The sequence below is a fragment of the Acinetobacter genomosp. 15BJ genome (assembly GCF_000400715.1).
Lineage (GTDB): Bacteria > Pseudomonadota > Gammaproteobacteria > Pseudomonadales > Moraxellaceae > Acinetobacter.
The window spans coordinates 36,937-56,439 of sequence record NZ_KE007344.1 but is presented as its reverse complement, the minus strand read 5'-3'; the positions used below and the strand labels follow the sequence as shown (position 1 = coordinate 56,439).

The window sequence follows — 19,503 nt, the reverse complement described above, 5'->3', positions numbered from 1 at the left end:
ATACTTCATCCCTATCTATGAATGACCAAGATGTGGCAGTTCGGGTTTACCCCTATGAGCATTAACGCCAGAAGGACTGTACATGTTTAAGAACTTTTTTCAACGGAGATCATCAATGGCTAATGAGCACAATGAGCAAGCTCAAGACATTCAAAATGAGCAACAAACTGAACAAACTCAAGCTGAAGGTGTAGAGCAAGCAAACGAGCTTAGCGTTGAAGATTTACAAGCTCAAATCACTAAACTCGAAGAAAGCTTAAAACTCGAAAAAGCACGTACAGCCAATGCTGTTTATGAAGCACAAAAGAGTGTTGAACGCATTCAACGTGAGTCTGAAAAGCATAAAGAGACTGTGCTAGAAAAATTTGCGAAAGAATTATTGGATTCTGTCGATAACCTAGAACGTGCAATTCAAGCTGCGGGTGAAGAACAAACACCCGTACTTGAAGGGATTAAGCTGACTTTGAAATCATTACTCACCACACTAGAAAAATTTGGTGTTGTTGAAGCAGATACCCAAAATGGTTTCAATGCTGATTTACACCAAGCTGTCGGTATCGATCCAACGGCTAAAGCCAATCAAATTGGCACTGTTTTACAGAAAGGTTACACCTTAAATGGTCGTTTACTTCGCCCAGCGATGGTGATGGTGGGTCAATAATCTACGTGAGCAAAGCGTTTATTTGCTCAAAAGCGTACGAATCTGAGAGTTTTTTGATTTTTTTTCATAAAAATGCTTGAAAAATACCAATTGACTCTCATATCGAATAACAAGCAAAACATTGCAACAAAATTTTAGAGGAACACAAACAATGGCAAAAATTATTGGTATTGACTTAGGTACTACCAACTCATGTGTTGCTGTACTTGAAGGCGATAAAGTAAAAGTAATCGAAAACGCAGAAGGTACGCGTACAACTCCATCGATCATTGCATATAAAGATGGCGAGATCCTTGTTGGTCAAAGCGCGAAACGCCAAGCGGTAACCAACCCGAAAAATACATTATTCGCAATCAAGCGTTTAATCGGTCGTCGCTACGAAGATCAAGCGGTACAAAAAGACATCGGTCTTGTACCTTACAAAATCATCAAAGCAGACAATGGCGATGCTTGGGTTGAAGTAAACGATAAAAAATTAGCGCCTCAACAGATCTCTGCTGAAATCTTGAAAAAGATGAAGAAAACTGCAGAAGACTATTTAGGTGAAACAGTAACTGAAGCAGTTATTACTGTTCCTGCTTACTTTAACGATGCACAACGTCAAGCAACTAAAGACGCAGGTAAAATCGCAGGTCTTGATGTTAAACGTATCATCAACGAACCAACTGCTGCGGCACTTGCGTTCGGTATGGACAAAAAAGAAGGCGATCGTAAAATCGCGGTTTACGACTTAGGTGGTGGTACATTCGACGTATCAATCATTGAAATCGCTGACCTTGATGGCGACCAACAAATCGAAGTGTTATCAACAAATGGTGATACTTTCCTTGGTGGTGAAGACTTTGATAACGCATTAATTGAATTCTTGGTTGAAGAATTCAAGAAAGAACAAAGTGTGAACTTGAAAAATGATCCACTTGCGTTACAACGTTTGAAAGAAGCTGCTGAAAAAGCAAAAATCGAGCTTTCTTCATCGAATGCAACTGAAATCAACCTTCCATACATCACAGCTGATGCGACTGGTCCTAAGCACTTAGTGATCAACGTAACACGTGCAAAACTTGAAGGCTTGGTTGCTGACTTAGTTGCTCGTACGATTGAGCCTTGCCGTATTGCGCTTAAAGATGCAGGCCTTTCAACGTCTGACATCTCTGACGTGATCTTAGTGGGTGGTCAGTCTCGTATGCCACTTGTACAACAAAAAGTACAAGAATTCTTCGGTAAAGAGCCACGTAAAGACGTGAACCCTGACGAAGCGGTTGCGATTGGTGCAGCGATTCAAGGTGCAGTATTGTCTGGCGACAAAACTGACGTACTTTTATTAGACGTAACCCCATTAACACTTGGTATCGAAACCATGGGTGGCGTATTAACAGCGATTATTGAGAAAAACACGACGATTCCTGCGAAGAAATCTCAAGTATTCTCTACTGCTGCTGATAACCAACCTGCTGTAGACATTTCAGTGTTCCAAGGTGAACGTAAAATGGCTCAACAAAACAAATTGTTGGGTAACTTCCAATTAGGCGATATCCCACCTGCTCCACGTGGTGTACCGCAAATTGAAGTATCGTTCGACATCAACGCTGACGGTATCTTGAAAGTATCGGCTAAAGATAAGAGCACTGGTAAAGAGCAATCGATCCAGATCAAAGCAAACTCAGGTTTGTCTGATGCTGAAATCGAAGCAATGATTAAAGATGCTGAAGCGAATGCTGAAGAAGATCGTAAGTTTGAAGAGTTGGCAAAAGCACGTAACGAAGCAGATGCTCTTGTTTCTAGCTCGACGAAAGCAGTAAAAGATCTTGGTGACAAAGTCACTGAAGATGAAAAAACTGCGATCACAACTGCGGTTTCTGAGCTTGAAGCAGCAACTAAAGAAAATGATGTTGAAGACATCAAAGCGAAAACTGAAGCTTTACAAAACATCTTGATGCCAATCACTCAACGTGCTTATGAACAAGCTCAAGGTGCTGGCGGCGCAGAAGGTTTTGATCCAAATGCATTCCAAGGTGGTGATGCGGGTCAACAACAAAAAGCGGACGATGGCGTTGTAGATGCTGAGTTCACAGAAGTAAAAGATGACAAAAAATAATTTGTCTCTTTAAAAAAGACCGCGCGCAAGCGCGGTTTTTTTGTATTAAATTTTTATAATCAATATTTAAACTCAAATTAGTTTTCGCTGTTGTAGAGGCGGCATGGAGACTACCCTGTTGGACTGCGCTAACAATGAATTAAAACCAATGTATAGAAAGTGGCGATTAGATTGATTTAGATTGATCAAAATACAGCTCACCTAGAATCGGCATAAACAAAGGTATTACACCACACGCTTTTATTTCTTCAATAAACTCAGGAATATTCACCCCTGGCAACAACTGAGGAACGTCATCAATCGGCGTCACCATGCTATCCCAATGACATGGAATAATGTATTTCGGTTTCAATAGTCGCACCACATCTTTGACATAGTTTGGACGATATTTGCGTCCGATTGCACATAAACACAGGATATCAGCTTGTTTACCCTGCAACTCTTGCTCGATAAAATCGGCGGAATCAATGTGAACAACGCGCAGTTGTCCTGTATCAATCCACCAATTCAAGACCAAACCATGGCGTAACTGATGAAACTTCGGTGGATATGGTGGTGGTGCAGTCATATCTCCTGGCAATGGAACACGACCAAACAAGGCTTTGCCATGGATTGAAGGTAAACCAAGCACTTGCCACGAACCACAGTGAATGACCTCCCTTCCCTGTGTGGCTTGCATCTGTTGCTCAGGCAAACCTGCAGAACGCCCATACATCACACTGGCTTGTGAACCAATTAGGCGAGCGCCTGTTTGTTTACACACTTCTGCGGCATCTAGAATATGGTCATAATGTGCATGGCCAATCAGTACCTCATCCGCATCAGGGATAAAGTGTTTGACCAATGCTGGATCGCTAGATAAGGGTTGAGTAAAGGTCTGCCAAAGACTTGGGCGGCTAATAAAAGGATCAAGCACTAAAGTTCGATTGGCATCAGACAAAATAAAGCCTGCCGTGCCCAAATATTTAATTTTTAGATTTTCTGCCTTTGCGGGTGCAGGTGAAACTGCCGCCCATGCGGTCTCAGGCGCTTTGAGTAGATATTTCAGCATGCATGTTCCTTTGCATTTTATTGTAATTGTCAGAATCGATAATTTTGTCTTCAATATGGCAGTTATATGAGTCAATCTCAAGCAGAATCCAAAAACTGAAATGGCGGCATCATGCCTAAATATTGCAGGATTAGTTTGATATACATGAAATTATATTTCGGTATAATCCAAAATACTAAAAGAATGATACCTAGAGAGAAGATGAAAACCGATCCCGTTATCAGCAAAACCCAATTTAGATTAATATTTATTTTTTCACTGATCTGTATTTTTATCAGCTCAATATTTGATGCTTACAATGAAACATCCATTGCAATAAGCGACCTCGTATCAAAAGATCCTCAGAACTGGGAACTTGTCATCTCAGGCATACTTATGCTTGGTTTTGTTATTGTATTCATCGGCTTACTTTTATTTAAACAATGGGCGAGAAAGCTTTACGTTTATAGTTTTTTCCCACTGTTACTTATTTATCTTTTACCAAGTTATTCTTCAACATTTATATCTGGGTTTGGCGCCATTTTTTATGAGCTAGGCAATATTCTCTCTACACTGATCTGGGGGATTTTAATGGTACCAAGCCTATATCAACCTCTATTTTCCAAAAATAACGAATGAAATTCATCCTCCTTCTTGTATTGGTGCTATTTCTGCTTTGGTCTGGCTATCAAACCCGCCAACACCCTCAGCTTAAATTTAACTCGCTGACAGACCGTATCGCCAGTCCACTAGATACACGCCTACGCTATCGTATTGCCGAAGTCGACCCGCGTTTTAAACTCAGTATCGAGCAAGTAAAAAGCATTAGCCAACAAGCGACACAAATCTGGAAAGATGGTACTGGGCAAGATTATTTTGTTTACGATCCCAATGCTCAACTCGCGATTCACCTGATTTATGATGAGCGTCAAATGGAAAGCGAACAACGCCGAGAACACCTCAGCCAACTTGAATCGAATCAACAACACTGGGTAGAAAAAAAGCGGCAGCTTGATCAGATTGAACAGGAAATCCTGCGCAGTAAACAGCTTCTCGACTTTAAACAGCAACAACTGAATCAGCAAATCCAACACTACAATCAAGAACAACACAATGCACGACAGCAACCCAGCTCATTTGCTAATCAGGACTATTTTCAACAACAGCAACAAACCTTAACGCAAAATGTGCTGTTACTACAGCAAGAAATTGCTCAATATAATCAGAGAATCATTCAGTTAAATCAGCAAGTGGATGAGTTGAATAGTTTAGACCAGCAGCTCAATGCCTCAGTCAGCCAGTATAAGCAACGCTTTAAGCCCCATTTATTTCATAAGGGCTTGTTTAATGGCAAACAAATATTAATTTACGAGTTTGAATCAACAGATGACTTACGTTTAACCATCGCCCATGAGTTCGGCCATGCTTTGGGCTTAGAACATAGTGATGATCCACAAGCACTCATGCATCCCATTATGAAAGATCAAGACACCGCGCATTTCCGTTTGACCCAAGCAGACCTCTCTCTTTTATTAGCAAGATAGTCCCAATAAATTGTTATGGCCTCAACGCTCTAAAAAATGGCTCAAATTGGATGGACTATAAATGTCACAATCCAGCAATTTTTAACTAAAAAGTAAAAAACTTTTCAACTTTGCATAAATTTTACAAAAGTTAACAATTGGCCATTTTTTTGCTCTCTACTCAAGGATTTTTTGCCATTATCAATTTAATCCGTTGATATTTTTTAACTTACGATCAAAAAACAAACATGTTATTCATTTTTTTATTGTGCATATCACTCGATCCAATTTTTTATTTATTAGAACAAAATCACATTTTTTAGTTTTATTTATTAAATACATAGCATTTTGACGCCCACAAAATAATGATGAAAAATAAGTTTTATTTGGGGGGATTTCACCATGCGAGTTCATTATCTAGCATTCTTTATTGCTTGTTTGAGTGCGAGCCTACCTCAGTTAAGCAGCGCTCAAGCAAATATCAATCATATAGATGGACATCAACACCAAGCCACAAAAAAAATAGTGCATTATCGTATTGCCGACATTGATTCACGCTTTAATTTAAGTCAACAACAAGTCCTCGAACTCACCCAGCAAGCAGCCAAGCTTTGGGAACAAGAAACAGGACAACAAAACTTTATTTATGATCCACAAGCTGAATTCAGCATTAATTTAATCTTTGATGAACGTCAACAACGCAGCACGGATCGTTTACAAGGCTTAGATCAACTTAAGCAACAGCAACAGCAGTGGGAAAATCAAAATCTACAATTACAACAAGTCAAAGAGGAAATTCAAAGAACAACTGCTTTAATCGCCAGCAAACAGGCACAACTCAATCTCCAATTTCAGCAATACAATACAGAGGTTTTGCGTTTCAACCAAACCCGTTCTAATTCTAAAGATTTAGCTCAACAATTTTCACAAAGGCAAAAGGCTCTAGAACAACAGTCTTTAGTATTGCAACGCGAAGTTCAAGAACATAATCAGCGTACACAACAGCTCAATCAACGCATTCAAAATCTAAATCAAACCAATCAACAACTGGTTGCATCGGCAAGCCAATTTAATCAGGTCTTTCAACCACATTTATTCCATAAAGGACACTTCAACGGTAAACAGATTTTGATCTATGAATTTTCTTCTACCAATGATCTGCGTTTGACCTTAGCACATGAATTTGGTCATGCACTCGGTCTAGAGCATACCAATGATCCACGCTCGCTAATGTACCCTGTCATTCAAAAACAAAACTTCCAGCAATTTGCACTCACAGATTCTGATAAAGATTTGGTAAAAGCCATTTATTGATAGCAACAGCAGGTTTTTCTTTACAAGAATTAACATTGACTAGACTCTAAGTATAGTTTTTGTACAAATAAATAAATATTTTATGTGAAATAGAATGTATTTTTTAAGATGTAAAAAAATATTTTTGCAGCTTACTTTGATCATCCATTAAAGATTTAATGCCTTAAAAATAAAAAATAAACAGTTGTTCTCACATTGGTTTTAGATCATTTAATAAACAAATCCTGTTTTTTTATCACGATTTTTTACTGATATGTCTACAAATGTATTTTTATTCATTTTCCAGAAATATCGCTAAAACTCATAAATTGAACTATCTTCCATCAATTTGACTACTGATTTTTTTTGACTAAAATGTGACCTCTTTCAAGCTTTATCTCCTATTATGCGTCTTTTATCTCTCCTTATGGCTGCGTGTTTTACCTTGCTAGCCCCAGTCTCGACTTTTGCTAAAATTAGCTCGACTGCTCCGGCACAGTCGCAAATTCGCTATAACACAGAACAACCCTTACGCTATCGTATTGCTGAACTTGACCCGCGTTTGAACATCGATCAACAACAAATGATCGACTTAAGTAAACAAGCTGCTGCAATTTGGGAAAAGAATACGGGTCAAAAATATTTTGTGTATGATCCTGACGCAGATTTTGTGATTAATCTGGTTTTTGACCAACGCCAAATTCGTAGCATGAAACGTGCTGAAAGTTTGAGTCAACTTGAGCAGGAACAACAGAATTGGTTGAATAGAAATGAGAAATTGCAGAGAAGCAATGCTGATTTAGCAGAAAGCAATGCTCAACTTGAACTGCAAAAGAAAGCCTACGAAAATCAGGCTCAACAATATCAGCAAGGCTTAGCGCAATATAAGGCAGACAGCAGTAATAAAGCATTGTTCACTGCACTGCAAAAACAGCAACAACAGTTGCAGCAACAAGCTCAGAAATTGCAGGCAAAAATTACTGAATACAATCATAAAGTCCAGCAAAGTCAGGAAAAGGCTGAAAAATCGAAACAAGTCCATCAACAGTTAAGTGCTTCTGTAAATGAGTTTAATGAGACTTTTAAGCCTGAAGTGCTACACAAAGGTCAATTTGATGGAAAACAGATTTTTATTTATGAATTTTCATCAACTGATGACTTACGTTTGACCTTAGCACACGAATTTGGTCATGCTTTGGGTCTAAAGCATACCCGTGATCCAAGATCTTTGATGTATCCACGAATTAAAGATCAGGATGCAAAAGATTTTCAACTGACTGAGACTGATCTAAAGCTATTAGGTTTGGCGGATTAATCGAACATCATAGGTAGATATAAGATGATCTGCTAAGCAATAACAAGAATGGGTCGATTGTTTTGATTTATTCATGTTATTGTGATGATAAAACATCATCTTAGCCTTAATGGAGATCAGCATGAGTTATTATCATATCTTAATTGAAGTGAACGACCACATCAGTACGATTGAACAGACTCGTGATATCGAACTCTTGAATATTCAAGATATTAGCCCTTATCTCCATGCCATCTTAATTCCCTATTTCAATGAGCAAGAGTTAGAGCTTGAAGATGAAAATCTTGCTTATGATGAAGTATTGCATCTTGAAATCAAACAAACGCTATTGCCCATCGAGCACTTGATTGAAGAAGAACAAAAACAATTACCAAGTGATACTGATGTCACTATCACAGCTTATGAAATCTTTAATGATCGTGATTTAAGCCAAGATGTAACAGCGGTAATTTTTGATATTTTAGAAGCAGTTAAATTAGATGCTGCACCTTAATTAAAAAAGGTCTGCCCATGGGCAGACCTTTTTTAATTATCAACTTCAAATTTATTTCATCATTTGCTTGGCCTGCTCCTGACGGAACGCACGTAAAATCTGCTGCCCTGCGCGTCCAGTCTGGTTTAAGCCAAGACGGCTTTGCTCTTGACGAATGGCCTGACGACTTTTATCGCCAATCAAACCATCAACAGCACCAATATCATAGCCACGCTGCACTAAAAACTGTTGAATTTCACGACGTTCTGCACGGGATGTCCCCGCATCATCGGTTGGCCAAGCGGTTAAAAATGGCGTGCCACCACGTAAACGATCAGATAGATGCGCAATAGCTAAACCATAGCTTTCAGCCGCGTTATAACTATAAATCGCATCAAAGTTTTTAAACACCAGAAAAACTGGCCCATTGGCACCCGCTGGTGAAATCAGTCCCGCTGGCGTACTACCCGATAAATTGCCTTGAATCAACGCAGTGTCGTCAGCACGGGTGACCCCCTGCGCAATCCAGCTATTCAACGGTTTTTTATTGCGACGACTTTCACCAGAAATTGACATGCCTTGCGGGATTTTAACCTCAAAACCCCACGGCATACCGGTTTGCCACCCTGCTCGTTTTAGGAAATTAGCGGTTGAAGCTAAAGCATCCGTGGTACTTGAAACCAAATCACGGCGGCCATCACCATCAAAATCTACGGCTAAGCGCTCATACGTTGATGGCATAAACTGAGTATGACCAAACGCACCAGCCCATGAACCATAAAGTTGATCTTGGGTTAAATCACCGCGTTGTAAAATACGCATAGTGGCAAAAAACTCACCACGGAAATAACTTTGACGACGACCTTCACAGCTCAAAGTACCCAAGGCCTGTAATAAAGGATACTTACCCGAAATATCGCCATAATTACTTTCGACGCCCCATACGGCTACGACTGTTTCAGCAGGTACACCATAGGCCTGCTCAACTCGGTTCAAGACGGCACGATGTTGAGTAAGTTTTTGCTGTCCTGCTTGTACACGTTCATTATCCACAAGGCCAGATAAATAATCCCAGATCGGTGTCGAAAATTCAGGCTGATAATTTAATTTATCAATCACGGAATAATCAGGCGTTAAATTTTGCGTATAGCGATCATAGGTTGCACCTGATACACCTGATGCAATTGCCTGTGAACGTAGATTGGCAATACAGCCCTGAAAATTGGAATTTGGCGTATAATTACTGCTGGCAACAGCTGCTGTTGTGGTCGGTGTCGAAACTGTTGCACCGTTAATCACAAGCTCGGCATGCGCCTGATTAAACAAAGTAAATAAGGCAGTGCCTAGAAAAAAAGAAAAATGACGTTTCATGACTGAACCAAAACTTTTGAATTTAAATTTCCTCTCCACCTTAACACGCTATATGAAGATGTATAGTTTGGAAACGTAACTTGGCGAATTCAAACATGAGGTGCGACAGTTTGAAAAGTCTTATGATAATCAACAAGCTGAGCAAATTTCTCTAATGGTGTAAGCCAATCTAACGCTTTTCTAGGACGAGTATTCAGTGACATGGCAACTTGATTTAAATAATGCTGATCTGCCTGATTTAAATCAATCCCTTTAGGTAAATATTGCCTAATTAAACCATTCATATTTTCGCATGTGCCTTTTTGCCAGGGTGAATGTGGGTCACAGAAATATACATCTATGCCTAAATCTTCTTCAAGTATTTTATGTTCTGCCATCTCGCGTCCACGGTCATAGGTCAACGTTTTACGCAGTTCTGCAGGTAAATATTTCAGAGCTTCAGTTAAAGCCTTGCGCACTGATTCTGCCTTTGCATCAGGTAATGTTGCCAAGATACAGAGCCGTGTATTTCGTTCAATAAGTGTTGCTATCGAACTTTTATTGTCTTTACCTTTAATTAAATCAGCTTCCCAATGACCCGGTATTTTTCTTTCTTGAACTTCGGCTGGGCGCTCATGAATAGTTTTAATATCCTGTAATATAGAATCTTTTTTAGGTTCACCGTTAGCTTTTCGCTTTTTATTTTCATGACGCAGACAGGATAATAAGTCTTTTTTCAACTCACCCTTTGGTAATGCTCGTATCGTTGAATAAATCGTTGTATGGCTTACATTCATTGTTTGATCCAAATCAGGAAATGTCTTTAAACGCTTTGCTATTTGCTGAGGAGACCATAAACAACGGATCGCTTCAACAATAAATTTCCAGAGGATTGAATCGATTTTGAGTTTTCTGTGACCACGTCTACGTCTAGCGAAGGTGTTATCAGAAGCATATCGAGCTTGATAAACGTCATTGATGCTATTTCTTTTAAGCTCACGATAGATCGTACTAGGATGTCTTTTAATGAGTTCAGCAAATTTTCTGGCTGAAAAGCCTTCTTTTCTTGACTCAAGCATTAATGCAGTACGATCTTCAAAGTTAAGATGATGGTATGACAATTTTATATACTCCATAAACCCTTTAAATTAATTAGGTGGTTTATGTCGCACTTCAAGTTTTACTCTGCCCTTTGAATTCATTTCTCAGTTTTAAATTTAAAACACTGCTTTTAAATTCATAATTCAGCCTTTATTTTAAATTTAAAAGTTATCAACAAGACCTATTTAAATTCAAAAGCACCACCACTGGATAATACGACGCTTTTAAATTTAAAAAATTATCCACTTTTAAATTCATTTTTCCATATATAAATGAGCGATTGCTTCAAACAAAGCCCTACAAAGACAACAAATCCATATTTTTTATAAAATAATTATAGCGTAAATAGATATCCACAACCCAATAATTTAAATTTAAAAGCCAATCACCACTCAACTTTAAATTTAAAACAATACTCTCATTTTAAATTTAAAATCCATAAATACTTATCCACTGTCATTTAAATTCAAACAACAGCCATCATTTTAAATTCAAAATATCAAAAACAAGTTATCCACAACAAATCATTTCTATATTTTTAAATTTAAAAGCATATGAAATAAAAAAAGCGATCCAAAGATCGCTTTTTTAGGTGCTGTGGATAAGTTTAGATGCTCATTTCATCAGTTAATGCCAATGGAACAGGTAATATTTTCGCCAATTGGCGGCATAAACCGGTTAAATCATCTGAATGATTTGGCATTAAAGTAATATGTCCCAACTTACGGCCAGTACGCTCAGACTTATTATAGAGGTGTAAATGCGCGCCATTCAGCGCCAAAACATCTTCTGACTTAGGATGCTGACCAATAATATTGATCATCACACTTGGGCGAATGACTTCAGTTGCACCCAATGGTAAGCCTGCAACCGCACGGATATGGTTTTCAAATTGCGAGCAAATCGCACCTTCAATCGACCAGTGACCTGAATTATGCACACGACACGCCATTTCATTGGCGCATAAACCTTGTTCCGTCACAAATAGTTCAAGTGTGAGAACACCCACATAATCTAAGTGCTTCAGCAATCGGGTAATATAGTCTTGCGCAACAGGCTGTAAATCAGCGCTATTTGGTGCAGGTACGATTGAGTGTGACAAGATGCCATTATGATGGTGATTCTCAGCCAAAGCCCAAGTTTTCACATCACCATTTTGTCCACGTACCGCAATGATTGATACTTCGCGACTGAATTTGACAAAACTTTCTGCCACCAGACTTTTTGCAGGACCTAATTCAGCCCAAGCTGTCTCAATTTGATCTTCAGTGCGTAAAACGAATTGACCTTTACCATCATAACCACCCGTTACGGTTTTCAATACGATTGGTAATCCAAGATCCGATACCGCTTGTTTTAAGCTCTCTAAGCTGTCCACAGCGCGGTACGGCGCAACAGGAATATTCAACTCATCAAACAAACGTTTTTCAGCCAAACGATTTTGTGCAGTCGCCAAAGCAAGGCGAGGAGGGTGCAAGGTTTTGCTTTGTGTTAAAACATCCACATCTGCAACAGGCGTATTTTCGAATTCAAGACTAAATACATCTGCGCTTGCAATAAAATCCTGTAATCCCTGTGCCACTTGGCTCGAAAAGACTGGACCCAAAATCGCAGCAGGGCAATCTGTTTCTGCTTCAAAGAAGGTGCATTGAATATTAAGTGGTAATGCTGCTTGCGCCATCATACGGCCTAGCTGCCCACCACCAAAAATGCCAATCGTTTTATTCATATCTGTAACTCTTTTGCTCGGGCAAATCCTTAAAGCAACATTCTTACTCGTCTTCTTGCGGAGCTTACGCTCCTCAGGGCTAAGCCTTAAAGCAATGCTTTAAGTTTGCTTATCCTCTTACTCGGACAAAGTCCTCGTCTTGCATTCGGGCAAAGCGTCGCTTTGCTTATCCTCATTCATGACCAGGAATGTTATTACTCGATACTTTTTCGGTTTGTGCAGTACGGAAGTCAGCCACATTTTTAGCGATGTCTGGACGAGTTAAACCTAAAATCTGTGCCGCCAGAATTGCAGCATTCGTCGCACCAGCCTGACCAATTGCCAATGTACCTACGGCGATACCTGCTGGCATTTGTACAATCGAAAGCAGCGAATCAACACCATTCAAAATCGATGATTTAACAGGTACACCTAATACAGGTAAATCAGTTTTAGCAGCACACATACCTGGTAAATGTGCAGCACCACCGGCACCTGCAATAATTACCTGAATACCACGTTCACGAGCTGTTTCAGCATATTCAAATAAACGATCTGGCGTACGATGCGCAGAAACCACTTCAGCTTCAAAAGGAACACCCAACTGTTTGAGCATGTTAGCGGTATGTTCAAGTGTTGCCCAATCTGATTGAGAACCCATGATAATTCCGACTAAAGGTTGGCTATCTGTTGCGACCGCATTCATTGGCTTTTCCAAAACATGATAAAAATAGACAAGTATCTCGACTTACGCCAAGCACAAGGGAATAAATTGGCACATATTATAGCGGTTTTTTCAGGCATCCCCAACAAAAGAACGCGTTAACTGACGCCTCGAAAAATTAGCTTTGATTTCTAAAAACAAAGTAGACACAACCCATTAAACACAGCATCGCCCAGATGTAATCGAGTTTGAAGGGTTGTTTAAACACAAAGATCATAAAGGGCACAAACACCATTAACGTCACGACTTCCTGAGTAATCTTCATTTCACCCAAACTCCAACCATGCTGGTTGAGCAATTTGGTGGCAGGAATCATAAAACTGTATTCCAGTAGCGCAATACACCAGCTAAATAAGATCGCCTGCCAAATGGGTGCATCATGCAGAATTTTCAGATGCCCATACCACGCCAAGGTCATAAAACAGTTGGAAATAATCAACAAGCATAACGCTAAAAGAGTAGGGCTCAACATAATGTGCTTTTATCCAGAGAAGGGTTGAACAGCAGAGATGAAATGCTTGTAAAAACGCTGAAATTTTAGCATTCATCTGTGCAATTAGAACTAAACAACAACAACGAATTTTGACTATCTTTTCCATGCAAGCCTTGCTATCGTTGCGTTTGATTTTTATTGATAACGACAATCATACATACGATATCAGTGCTGTATGAAAAGCAGTGGAGAAGGCGCGTTATGCATCTGCATATTTTGGGTATTTGTGGCACATTTATGGGGTCTTTGGCTCTATTAGCACGAGATTTAGGACATAAAGTCACAGGTTCAGATGCTAATGTTTATCCACCAATGTCAACTCAACTTGAAAATGCAGGTATTGAATTGATGCAGGGCTATGATCGTAGCCACTTGCAACCGCATCCTGATCTTGTGATTGTCGGCAATGCCATGAAACGTGGTATTGATGCGATTGAATACATGCTGAATGAAGGCCTGCCTTATATTTCTGGTCCACAATTCTTGGCCGATCATGTACTCCAAGGCAAACATGTACTTGGTGTCGCGGGTACACATGGTAAAACCACTACCACCACCATGCTGGCTTGGGTGCTTGACCAAGCAGGTTTAAATCCGGGTTTCTTGATCGGTGGCGTACCACTGGGTTTTAGTGAAAGTGCACGTCTAGGTGGCGGTCAATATTTCTGTGTTGAAGCAGATGAATATGATTCTGCCTTCTTCGATAAACGTTCTAAGTTCGTTCACTATCATCCTAAAACAGCGATTTTAAACAACCTTGAATTTGATCACGCCGATATTTTTGATGATCTGGCTGCGATTCAAAAACAGTTCCATCATTTAGTGCGTACCATTCCAAGCGAAGGTCGTATTATTGCACCAATCACTGAAACCAATATTGATGAAGTCTTGCAGCAAGGCTGCTGGACACCTGTGGTTCGCACCAGTCTTGAGCCAAATGACCAAGCCGCCTTATCAGCTGAACTGATCAGTGCCGATGGCAGTCACTTTAAAGTACTTGAGCACGGCAAAGTGGTAGGTGAAGTGAAGTGGAACATGACAGGGCAACATAGTGTTGCCAATGCATTGGCAACCATTGCTGCTGCACAACACGTAGGTGTTAGCCTTGAACAGGCTTGTGAAGCCTTATCCAACTTCGGTGGTGTTAAACGCCGTATGGAACTGTTAGGCACGGTGCGTGGCATCGAAGTCTACGATGACTTTGCCCATCACCCAACTGCGATTGAAACCACACTGGACGGTGCACGTAAACGTCTAGGTGAACGTAAGCTGTGGGCGATTATTGAACCACGTTCTAACACCATGCGTATGGGCAGCCATAAAGATGGTTTAGCACATTCTGCTCGTTTAGCGGATGAAGTGATTTGGTATCAACCAGAAGGCTTGGATTGGGATCTACAACCGGTGATCTCAGCATCAGCAAACAAGGCGGAAGTTAGCCGCTCTTTAGATGAGATCATTGCCCGTGTGGTGAATGAAGCAGGTGAGGGCGATGCTGTGGTGATCATGTCCAATGGCGGTTTTGGTGGTTTACACCAAAAGTTAATTACGGCTTTGTCATAATCTAGCCAGTAGCCCATTTCATCATCTAACTTTGTCACGGTATTCACTATCGTGACAGGCGGCATGGATGCCGCCAGTTGAGCAGGGGTGACATGGATGTACCCTCTGCTCAACAAAAGATTTTTGTTACTTTTCATCTTTGAAAAGTAAGGAAACGCCTATACTCAAACAAGTCAACTATTCAGTCTATATGAGGCTGTGCAATCTACCGAATAAACATATTTGTCTATGCATTTAAAATTGCAATCAACTTAGTTTATTCACCAATTTCAACGGCAAAATCTTCATTGCAATCCCCATTGGCAACCACGGCCACTGTGGCACATAAGCTTTCACAGGTTCCTTCTCAATGGCTTTCACCAAAGCCTTGCTTCCTGTTTTCTCATCCACTTCGAATGGTAATTTCTTGGCACCTTCATTTAATTCAGTTCGAATATAACCTGGGAAAATCGTCGAGACTTTAATTGGCGTATTCAACAACTCGGCACGAATCCCTTCGGCCAAATGCGCCACCGCGGCTTTACTGGCGGCATAGGTCGATAAATGCTTGGGTAAACCACGCATTGCACTCATCGAAGAAATCACCACCAAATGACCTTTGTTTTGCGCTCTAAAGATTTCAACTGCCGCTTCGCATTGCGCCAGTGCCGAAATAAAATTGGTTTCAGCGGTAGCACGATTTACATCAAAATGCCCCTTGCCAATACGGCGACCATCGCCAACACCAGCATTGACAATAATCCGGTCAATCGTTCCAAATTCTTGCTGAAAAGCATGGAACACCGTAAACACATCATCATAATGGGTCACATCAAGGGTTTTAATCTTGACCTGAATCGAAAACTGGCTTTGCAACTGTTGTTGTAAGGCTTCCAAACGCTCTAAACGTCGTGCACAAAGCGCCAGATTGTAGCCTTTGGCGGCAAATTCACGTGCCATACCTGCGCCCAAGCCCGAGCTTGCCCCTGTAATTAAAATCGTCTTTGCCATGCCTGCCACCTATTTTTTTAAATCCATGTTAAAAGTTCAGCATCACGCGCTTTCAAATAATGATGCTCATTAAAACTGAGTAATTGCAAACGATCATCTGACCAGCGCAGTGTCGTAATACTGGCATTAGCAATCGACCAATTCAGCGCAAAAATCTGTTTGGCATTCAGTCCCAACACCTGACCGACCGCCACAGAAATCACACCGCCAGAACTAAATACCACTGCCTGACGTGGTTGTGTGGCATCAATGTGCTGACACAAACCGTGTAAGGCACTTTCTACACGCGATTGAAAGTCTAACCAGGTCTCATGATATTCATGGTCATATTGCTCTCCAATCCAGCGATCAATCGCGCCATCAAAGATTTTAGCTAGGTAAGCACGTGGATTGGCCACCAAATCGACATCCTGTTTCAGCAATTCAGGTTGATTAAAACGCGGTTCGTATTGAGCAAACACATGCTGATGATCAAACTCATTCCAAGCCGACTCTGTTTGAATCGGTGCATTCTGAAAACTTTGGGCTAAGGCCAATTGCGCTGTTTGCTGGTGACGTTGCATCGAACCTGCCACAATCAGCGGTGTTTGCTTCAGAGTCTGTTTAAAAAAATCACCGACAACCTGTGCCTGCTGTTCACCCTTGGCTGAAAGCTGGTCATAACTTGCTGCACCAAAAGACGCTTGCCCATGTCGTACCAAATAAATTGTGGTCATTGTTTTAAAATATCCTGTAGTTTTGCGCCATATTCAGCAATCAATGGTCGTGCTTGCGGATTGTTTTGCGCAATCAGTTTTAAAGCCCGAATATGTAAGGCGTGAATCATGATCCAAAAGTCTTTAAAGGCTGGATTATCGGTTTGCTGATGGTAATAACGATAATAGATCTGTTGCGCAATCACTGCTAAGCGGAACAAACCAAACACTTCATAAAATGCCCAGTTATCAGGCTTTAGACCTGTTTTTTCCAGATAATAATCGACCACCTGTTGTCGTGTCAGCATGCCTTTTAAATTGGTTGGTTGACGGCGGCTGGATTTCATTAAAGCATCATCATCCTCTTGAATCCAGTAGGCGAGTGCACTGCCCAAATCCATCAACGGATCACCCAATGTCGCCATTTCCCAATCCAGTACCCCAATCACTTGAGTCGGTTGTTGTGGATCTAAAATGACATTATCAAAACGCCAGTCATTATGAATCACGCAGGTTTTAGCATCAGCAGGAATGTGTTGCTGTAGCCATTCACGTACAAAAGCAAAATCAGGGATATTGGGTGTAAATGCTTTACTAAAACGCGCATCCCAACCTTCGACCTGACGGCGGCAGTAGCCTTCGCCTTTGCCCAGTTTTTCCAGTTCTGTACCTTGATAAGGTACTTGATGCAGCTCAATCAATTTATCTAAGACATTCAGGCAAAGTTGCTGTACCTGTGACTCATCCAGCTGTAATTCTTTAGGTAAATTGGCACGTGGAATAATGCCCTCGATCCGTTTCATGACATAGAAGTCACAGCCAATCACATTCTCGTCCTGACACAGTGCAATCATTTCAGGCAGGACAGGGTAGAACGGTGCAAGATGCTTCTGTACATTGTATTCACGCGCCATATCATGCGCAGATTTGGCTTTGGTCCCTTTAGGTGGACGACGTAAAATGAGATCTGCATTGTCATACTGCAGCCGATAGGTCCAATTCGATGCACCCCCTGAATATTGGGTCACTTGTGCCTGTCCTTGCAGATCTACACCTTGGTTTTTTAACCAGCTTTCAACCGCTGCAATATCCAGTTCTTCACCTTTACGAACCTGTCCACCGATATCAATCATTGTCATTGTTGTATTTTCCTTATCAACGAGTATAGCCACGTTTTTTGAGTTCTAATTTGGCAATCATGCCTTTATGGACTTCATCAGGTCCATCGGCCAAACGTAAACTACGCGCTTGATTGAAAAATGCAGTCAGTGGGGTATCGCGTGAAACACCTTCGCCACCGTGAATTTGAATCGCCATATCGACCACATGTTGTAATACCGTCGGTGCCACTACTTTAATTGCAGAAATCTCTGTCAGAGCCGCCATATTGCCTAAGGTATCCATCTTATAAGCGGCATACAGCGTTAATAGGCGAGCTTGATCGATCTGTACACGTGCATCTGCGACCCGTTCTAAATTACCGCCCAATTTCAGAATTTCTTTGCCAAAAGCTTTGCGTGACATGCCTCGATCAATCATCAGCTCCAAGGCTTTCTCTGCTGCGCCAATACAACGCATACAATGATGAATCCGCCCTGGCCCTAAACGCCCTTGGGCAATTTCAAAACCTTGCCCAGCACCGCCAATAAAGTTACTCACTGGCACACGCACATTGTCAAAACTAACCTGTCCATGCCCATGCGGGGCATCGTAGTCACCAAACACAGGCAACATTCTTTCAATTGTTACCCCTTGTGTATCGATTGGCACCAATACCATCGAATGTTGATGATGACGGTCTTTGCTTGGGTCTGGGGTATAAGCCATGAAAATAATCACTTTGGCATTCGGATCTCCCAAACCCGATGACCACCATTTGCGTCCATTCAAGACAATCTCATCGCCTTCAATCACCGCCGTGGCTTGCATATTAGTTGCATCACTGGATGCTACCGCAGGTTCAGTCATGCAGAATACTGAACGGATTTCGCCAGCGAGCAGGGGGTGCAACCATTGTTGTTTTTGCTGGTCACTACCATAGCGCCATAACACTTCCATATTGCCGCTATCAGGCGCGTTACAGTTGAACACTGTCGGTGCAAGTAAACTCCGTCCTGTGAGTTCCGCAATATGTGCATATTCCTGTACCGATAAGCCTGCACCCAGTTCAGCATCAGGTAAGAACATATTCCATAAGCCCGCAGCTTTGGCTTTGCTTTTCAGTTGTTCGAGTTGGGCTGGCCACTGCCACTTAGTCCAGTCACCATCAACATTGCGATGATGTACTTCATCCCAGAATGTCTTTTCGATCGGTTCAATTTCTTGTTGAATAAAGGCTTGCGTTCGTGCAATAAAATCCTGTGCGCGTTCAGATAATGCAAACATCATCATTTCCCTCAAGGTAAAAATTTGGCGAAGCTCAATTCGCTGCTTTACATCACCATAAGCGAAAATTTATTATGAATGAAATGATTTTATTTTATGCAAAAC

The 19,503-nt window shown here is 41.0% G+C and carries 18 protein-coding genes; 8 read left to right on the top strand and 10 right to left on the bottom strand.

Features of this window, described 5'->3' with window-relative positions; translation table 11 throughout:
- Nucleotides 1–115 precede the first annotated feature (115 nt).
- On the top strand, nucleotides 116–661 hold the full coding sequence (grpE, locus tag F896_RS19300) for a nucleotide exchange factor GrpE (protein WP_016162126.1): 546 nt from the start codon (nucleotides 116–118) through the stop codon (nucleotides 659–661).
- Nucleotides 662–812: 151 nt separating this feature from the next.
- Nucleotides 813–2,756 carry a molecular chaperone DnaK gene (gene dnaK, locus F896_RS19305; protein ID WP_004803271.1) on the top strand — a complete coding sequence of 648 codons (1,944 nt, stop codon included), beginning with the start codon at nucleotides 813–815 and terminating at the stop codon, nucleotides 2,754–2,756.
- Between the two features lie 166 nt (nucleotides 2,757–2,922).
- Here the strand turns inward: dnaK and F896_RS19310 are convergent, their stop codons facing one another.
- Nucleotides 2,923–3,807 carry an MBL fold metallo-hydrolase gene (locus tag F896_RS19310; RefSeq protein WP_016162125.1) on the bottom strand — a complete coding sequence of 295 codons (885 nt, stop codon included), beginning with the start codon at nucleotides 3,805–3,807 and terminating at the stop codon, nucleotides 2,923–2,925.
- A gap of 201 nt (nucleotides 3,808–4,008) precedes the next feature.
- Between F896_RS19310 and F896_RS19315 the strand changes: the two genes are divergently transcribed.
- The 5 genes from F896_RS19315 (at nucleotide 4,009) to F896_RS19335 (ending at nucleotide 8,410) form a co-directional block, all read left to right on the top strand.
- Nucleotides 4,009–4,425, top strand: a complete 417-nt coding sequence (locus F896_RS19315; RefSeq protein WP_032881975.1) for a hypothetical protein — start codon at nucleotides 4,009–4,011, stop codon at nucleotides 4,423–4,425.
- Complete coding sequence (locus F896_RS19320) at nucleotides 4,422–5,330, top strand: matrixin family metalloprotease (RefSeq protein ID WP_016162123.1); 909 nt, start codon at nucleotides 4,422–4,424, stop codon at nucleotides 5,328–5,330. The genes F896_RS19315 and F896_RS19320 overlap by 4 nt, the downstream gene beginning before the upstream one ends.
- Before the next feature lie 381 nt (nucleotides 5,331–5,711).
- On the top strand, nucleotides 5,712–6,623 hold the full coding sequence (locus F896_RS19325) for a matrixin family metalloprotease (RefSeq protein WP_016162122.1): 912 nt from the start codon (nucleotides 5,712–5,714) through the stop codon (nucleotides 6,621–6,623).
- A gap of 385 nt (nucleotides 6,624–7,008) precedes the next feature.
- Nucleotides 7,009–7,917, top strand: a complete 909-nt coding sequence (locus F896_RS19330; RefSeq protein WP_016162121.1) for a matrixin family metalloprotease — start codon at nucleotides 7,009–7,011, stop codon at nucleotides 7,915–7,917.
- A 109-nt stretch (nucleotides 7,918–8,026) separates the two neighbouring features.
- Nucleotides 8,027–8,410 carry a hypothetical protein gene (locus F896_RS19335; RefSeq protein ID WP_162180594.1) on the top strand — a complete coding sequence of 128 codons (384 nt, stop codon included), beginning with the start codon at nucleotides 8,027–8,029 and terminating at the stop codon, nucleotides 8,408–8,410.
- A 51-nt stretch (nucleotides 8,411–8,461) separates the two neighbouring features.
- Here the strand turns inward: F896_RS19335 and F896_RS19340 are convergent, their stop codons facing one another.
- The 5 genes from F896_RS19340 to F896_RS19360 all read right to left on the bottom strand — a co-directional run bounded on the left by F896_RS19340 (nucleotide 8,462) and on the right by F896_RS19360 (nucleotide 13,744).
- The gene (locus F896_RS19340) at nucleotides 8,462–9,760 is read right to left on the bottom strand and encodes a lytic murein transglycosylase (RefSeq protein ID WP_016162120.1); all 1,299 of its coding nucleotides are present in this window, start codon (nucleotides 9,758–9,760) and stop codon (nucleotides 8,462–8,464) included.
- A gap of 89 nt (nucleotides 9,761–9,849) precedes the next feature.
- Nucleotides 9,850–10,818 (bottom strand): IS30 family transposase, encoded by a 969-nt coding sequence (locus tag F896_RS19345; protein ID WP_014538385.1) that lies wholly within the window; start codon nucleotides 10,816–10,818, stop codon nucleotides 9,850–9,852.
- A gap of 629 nt (nucleotides 10,819–11,447) precedes the next feature.
- Nucleotides 11,448–12,569, bottom strand: coding sequence for a 5-(carboxyamino)imidazole ribonucleotide synthase (locus F896_RS19350; protein WP_016162119.1), 1,122 nt, complete (start codon nucleotides 12,567–12,569; stop codon nucleotides 11,448–11,450).
- Nucleotides 12,570–12,741: 172 nt separating this feature from the next.
- Complete coding sequence (gene purE / locus F896_RS19355) at nucleotides 12,742–13,254, bottom strand: 5-(carboxyamino)imidazole ribonucleotide mutase (RefSeq protein WP_016162118.1); 513 nt, start codon at nucleotides 13,252–13,254, stop codon at nucleotides 12,742–12,744.
- A gap of 136 nt (nucleotides 13,255–13,390) precedes the next feature.
- The gene (locus F896_RS19360; protein ID WP_005186310.1) at nucleotides 13,391–13,744 is read right to left on the bottom strand and encodes a DMT family protein; all 354 of its coding nucleotides are present in this window, start codon (nucleotides 13,742–13,744) and stop codon (nucleotides 13,391–13,393) included.
- 222 nt (nucleotides 13,745–13,966) lie between these two features.
- On the opposite strand from F896_RS19360, the gene mpl reads away from it, so the two are divergent.
- The gene (gene mpl / locus F896_RS19365) at nucleotides 13,967–15,328 is read left to right on the top strand and encodes a UDP-N-acetylmuramate:L-alanyl-gamma-D-glutamyl-meso-diaminopimelate ligase (RefSeq protein WP_016162116.1); all 1,362 of its coding nucleotides are present in this window, start codon (nucleotides 13,967–13,969) and stop codon (nucleotides 15,326–15,328) included.
- A 246-nt stretch (nucleotides 15,329–15,574) separates the two neighbouring features.
- On the opposite strand, the gene F896_RS19370 is transcribed toward mpl, so the two are convergent.
- From F896_RS19370 to F896_RS19385, 4 genes are read right to left on the bottom strand one after another with little or no spacing between them, the layout of a single operon-like run.
- Nucleotides 15,575–16,318 (bottom strand): SDR family oxidoreductase, encoded by a 744-nt coding sequence (locus F896_RS19370; RefSeq protein ID WP_016162115.1) that lies wholly within the window; start codon nucleotides 16,316–16,318, stop codon nucleotides 15,575–15,577.
- A gap of 17 nt (nucleotides 16,319–16,335) precedes the next feature.
- Entirely contained in the window at nucleotides 16,336–17,034 is a 699-nt protein-coding gene (locus F896_RS19375) for a histidine phosphatase family protein (protein ID WP_016162114.1), read from the bottom strand.
- Nucleotides 17,031–18,152, bottom strand: a complete 1,122-nt coding sequence (locus tag F896_RS19380; RefSeq protein WP_016162113.1) for a phosphotransferase family protein — start codon at nucleotides 18,150–18,152, stop codon at nucleotides 17,031–17,033. Before F896_RS19380 ends, F896_RS19375 begins: the two co-directional genes overlap by 4 nt.
- 16 nt (nucleotides 18,153–18,168) lie before the next feature.
- Nucleotides 18,169–19,398, bottom strand: coding sequence for an acyl-CoA dehydrogenase family protein (locus F896_RS19385; RefSeq protein WP_171069627.1), 1,230 nt, complete (start codon nucleotides 19,396–19,398; stop codon nucleotides 18,169–18,171).
- Nucleotides 19,399–19,503 lie beyond the last annotated feature (105 nt).

Coding starts and splice junctions, on each gene's coding strand:
- F896_RS19320 (WP_016162123.1), top strand. CDS start 4,422: ATGAAATTCATCCTCCTTCTTGTATTGGTGCTATTTCTGCTTTGGTCT.
- F896_RS19375 (WP_016162114.1), bottom strand. CDS start 17,034: ATGACCACAATTTATTTGGTACGACATGGGCAAGCGTCTTTTGGTGCA.
- F896_RS19315 (WP_032881975.1), top strand. CDS start 4,009: ATGAAAACCGATCCCGTTATCAGCAAAACCCAATTTAGATTAATATTT.
- mpl (WP_016162116.1), top strand. CDS start 13,967: ATGCATCTGCATATTTTGGGTATTTGTGGCACATTTATGGGGTCTTTG.
- F896_RS19385 (WP_171069627.1), bottom strand. CDS start 19,398: ATGTTTGCATTATCTGAACGCGCACAGGATTTTATTGCACGAACGCAA.
- F896_RS19310 (WP_016162125.1), bottom strand. CDS start 3,807: ATGCTGAAATATCTACTCAAAGCGCCTGAGACCGCATGGGCGGCAGTT.
- F896_RS19340 (WP_016162120.1), bottom strand. CDS start 9,760: ATGAAACGTCATTTTTCTTTTTTTCTAGGCACTGCCTTATTTACTTTG.
- purE (WP_016162118.1), bottom strand. CDS start 13,254: ATGAATGCGGTCGCAACAGATAGCCAACCTTTAGTCGGAATTATCATG.
- F896_RS19325 (WP_016162122.1), top strand. CDS start 5,712: ATGCGAGTTCATTATCTAGCATTCTTTATTGCTTGTTTGAGTGCGAGC.
- F896_RS19345 (WP_014538385.1), bottom strand. CDS start 10,818: ATGCTTGAGTCAAGAAAAGAAGGCTTTTCAGCCAGAAAATTTGCTGAA.
- F896_RS19335 (WP_162180594.1), top strand. CDS start 8,027: ATGGAGATCAGCATGAGTTATTATCATATCTTAATTGAAGTGAACGAC.
- grpE (WP_016162126.1), top strand. CDS start 116: ATGGCTAATGAGCACAATGAGCAAGCTCAAGACATTCAAAATGAGCAA.
- dnaK (WP_004803271.1), top strand. CDS start 813: ATGGCAAAAATTATTGGTATTGACTTAGGTACTACCAACTCATGTGTT.
- F896_RS19360 (WP_005186310.1), bottom strand. CDS start 13,744: ATGTTGAGCCCTACTCTTTTAGCGTTATGCTTGTTGATTATTTCCAAC.
- F896_RS19350 (WP_016162119.1), bottom strand. CDS start 12,569: ATGAATAAAACGATTGGCATTTTTGGTGGTGGGCAGCTAGGCCGTATG.
- F896_RS19370 (WP_016162115.1), bottom strand. CDS start 16,318: ATGGCAAAGACGATTTTAATTACAGGGGCAAGCTCGGGCTTGGGCGCA.
- F896_RS19380 (WP_016162113.1), bottom strand. CDS start 18,152: ATGACAATGATTGATATCGGTGGACAGGTTCGTAAAGGTGAAGAACTG.
- F896_RS19330 (WP_016162121.1), top strand. CDS start 7,009: ATGCGTCTTTTATCTCTCCTTATGGCTGCGTGTTTTACCTTGCTAGCC.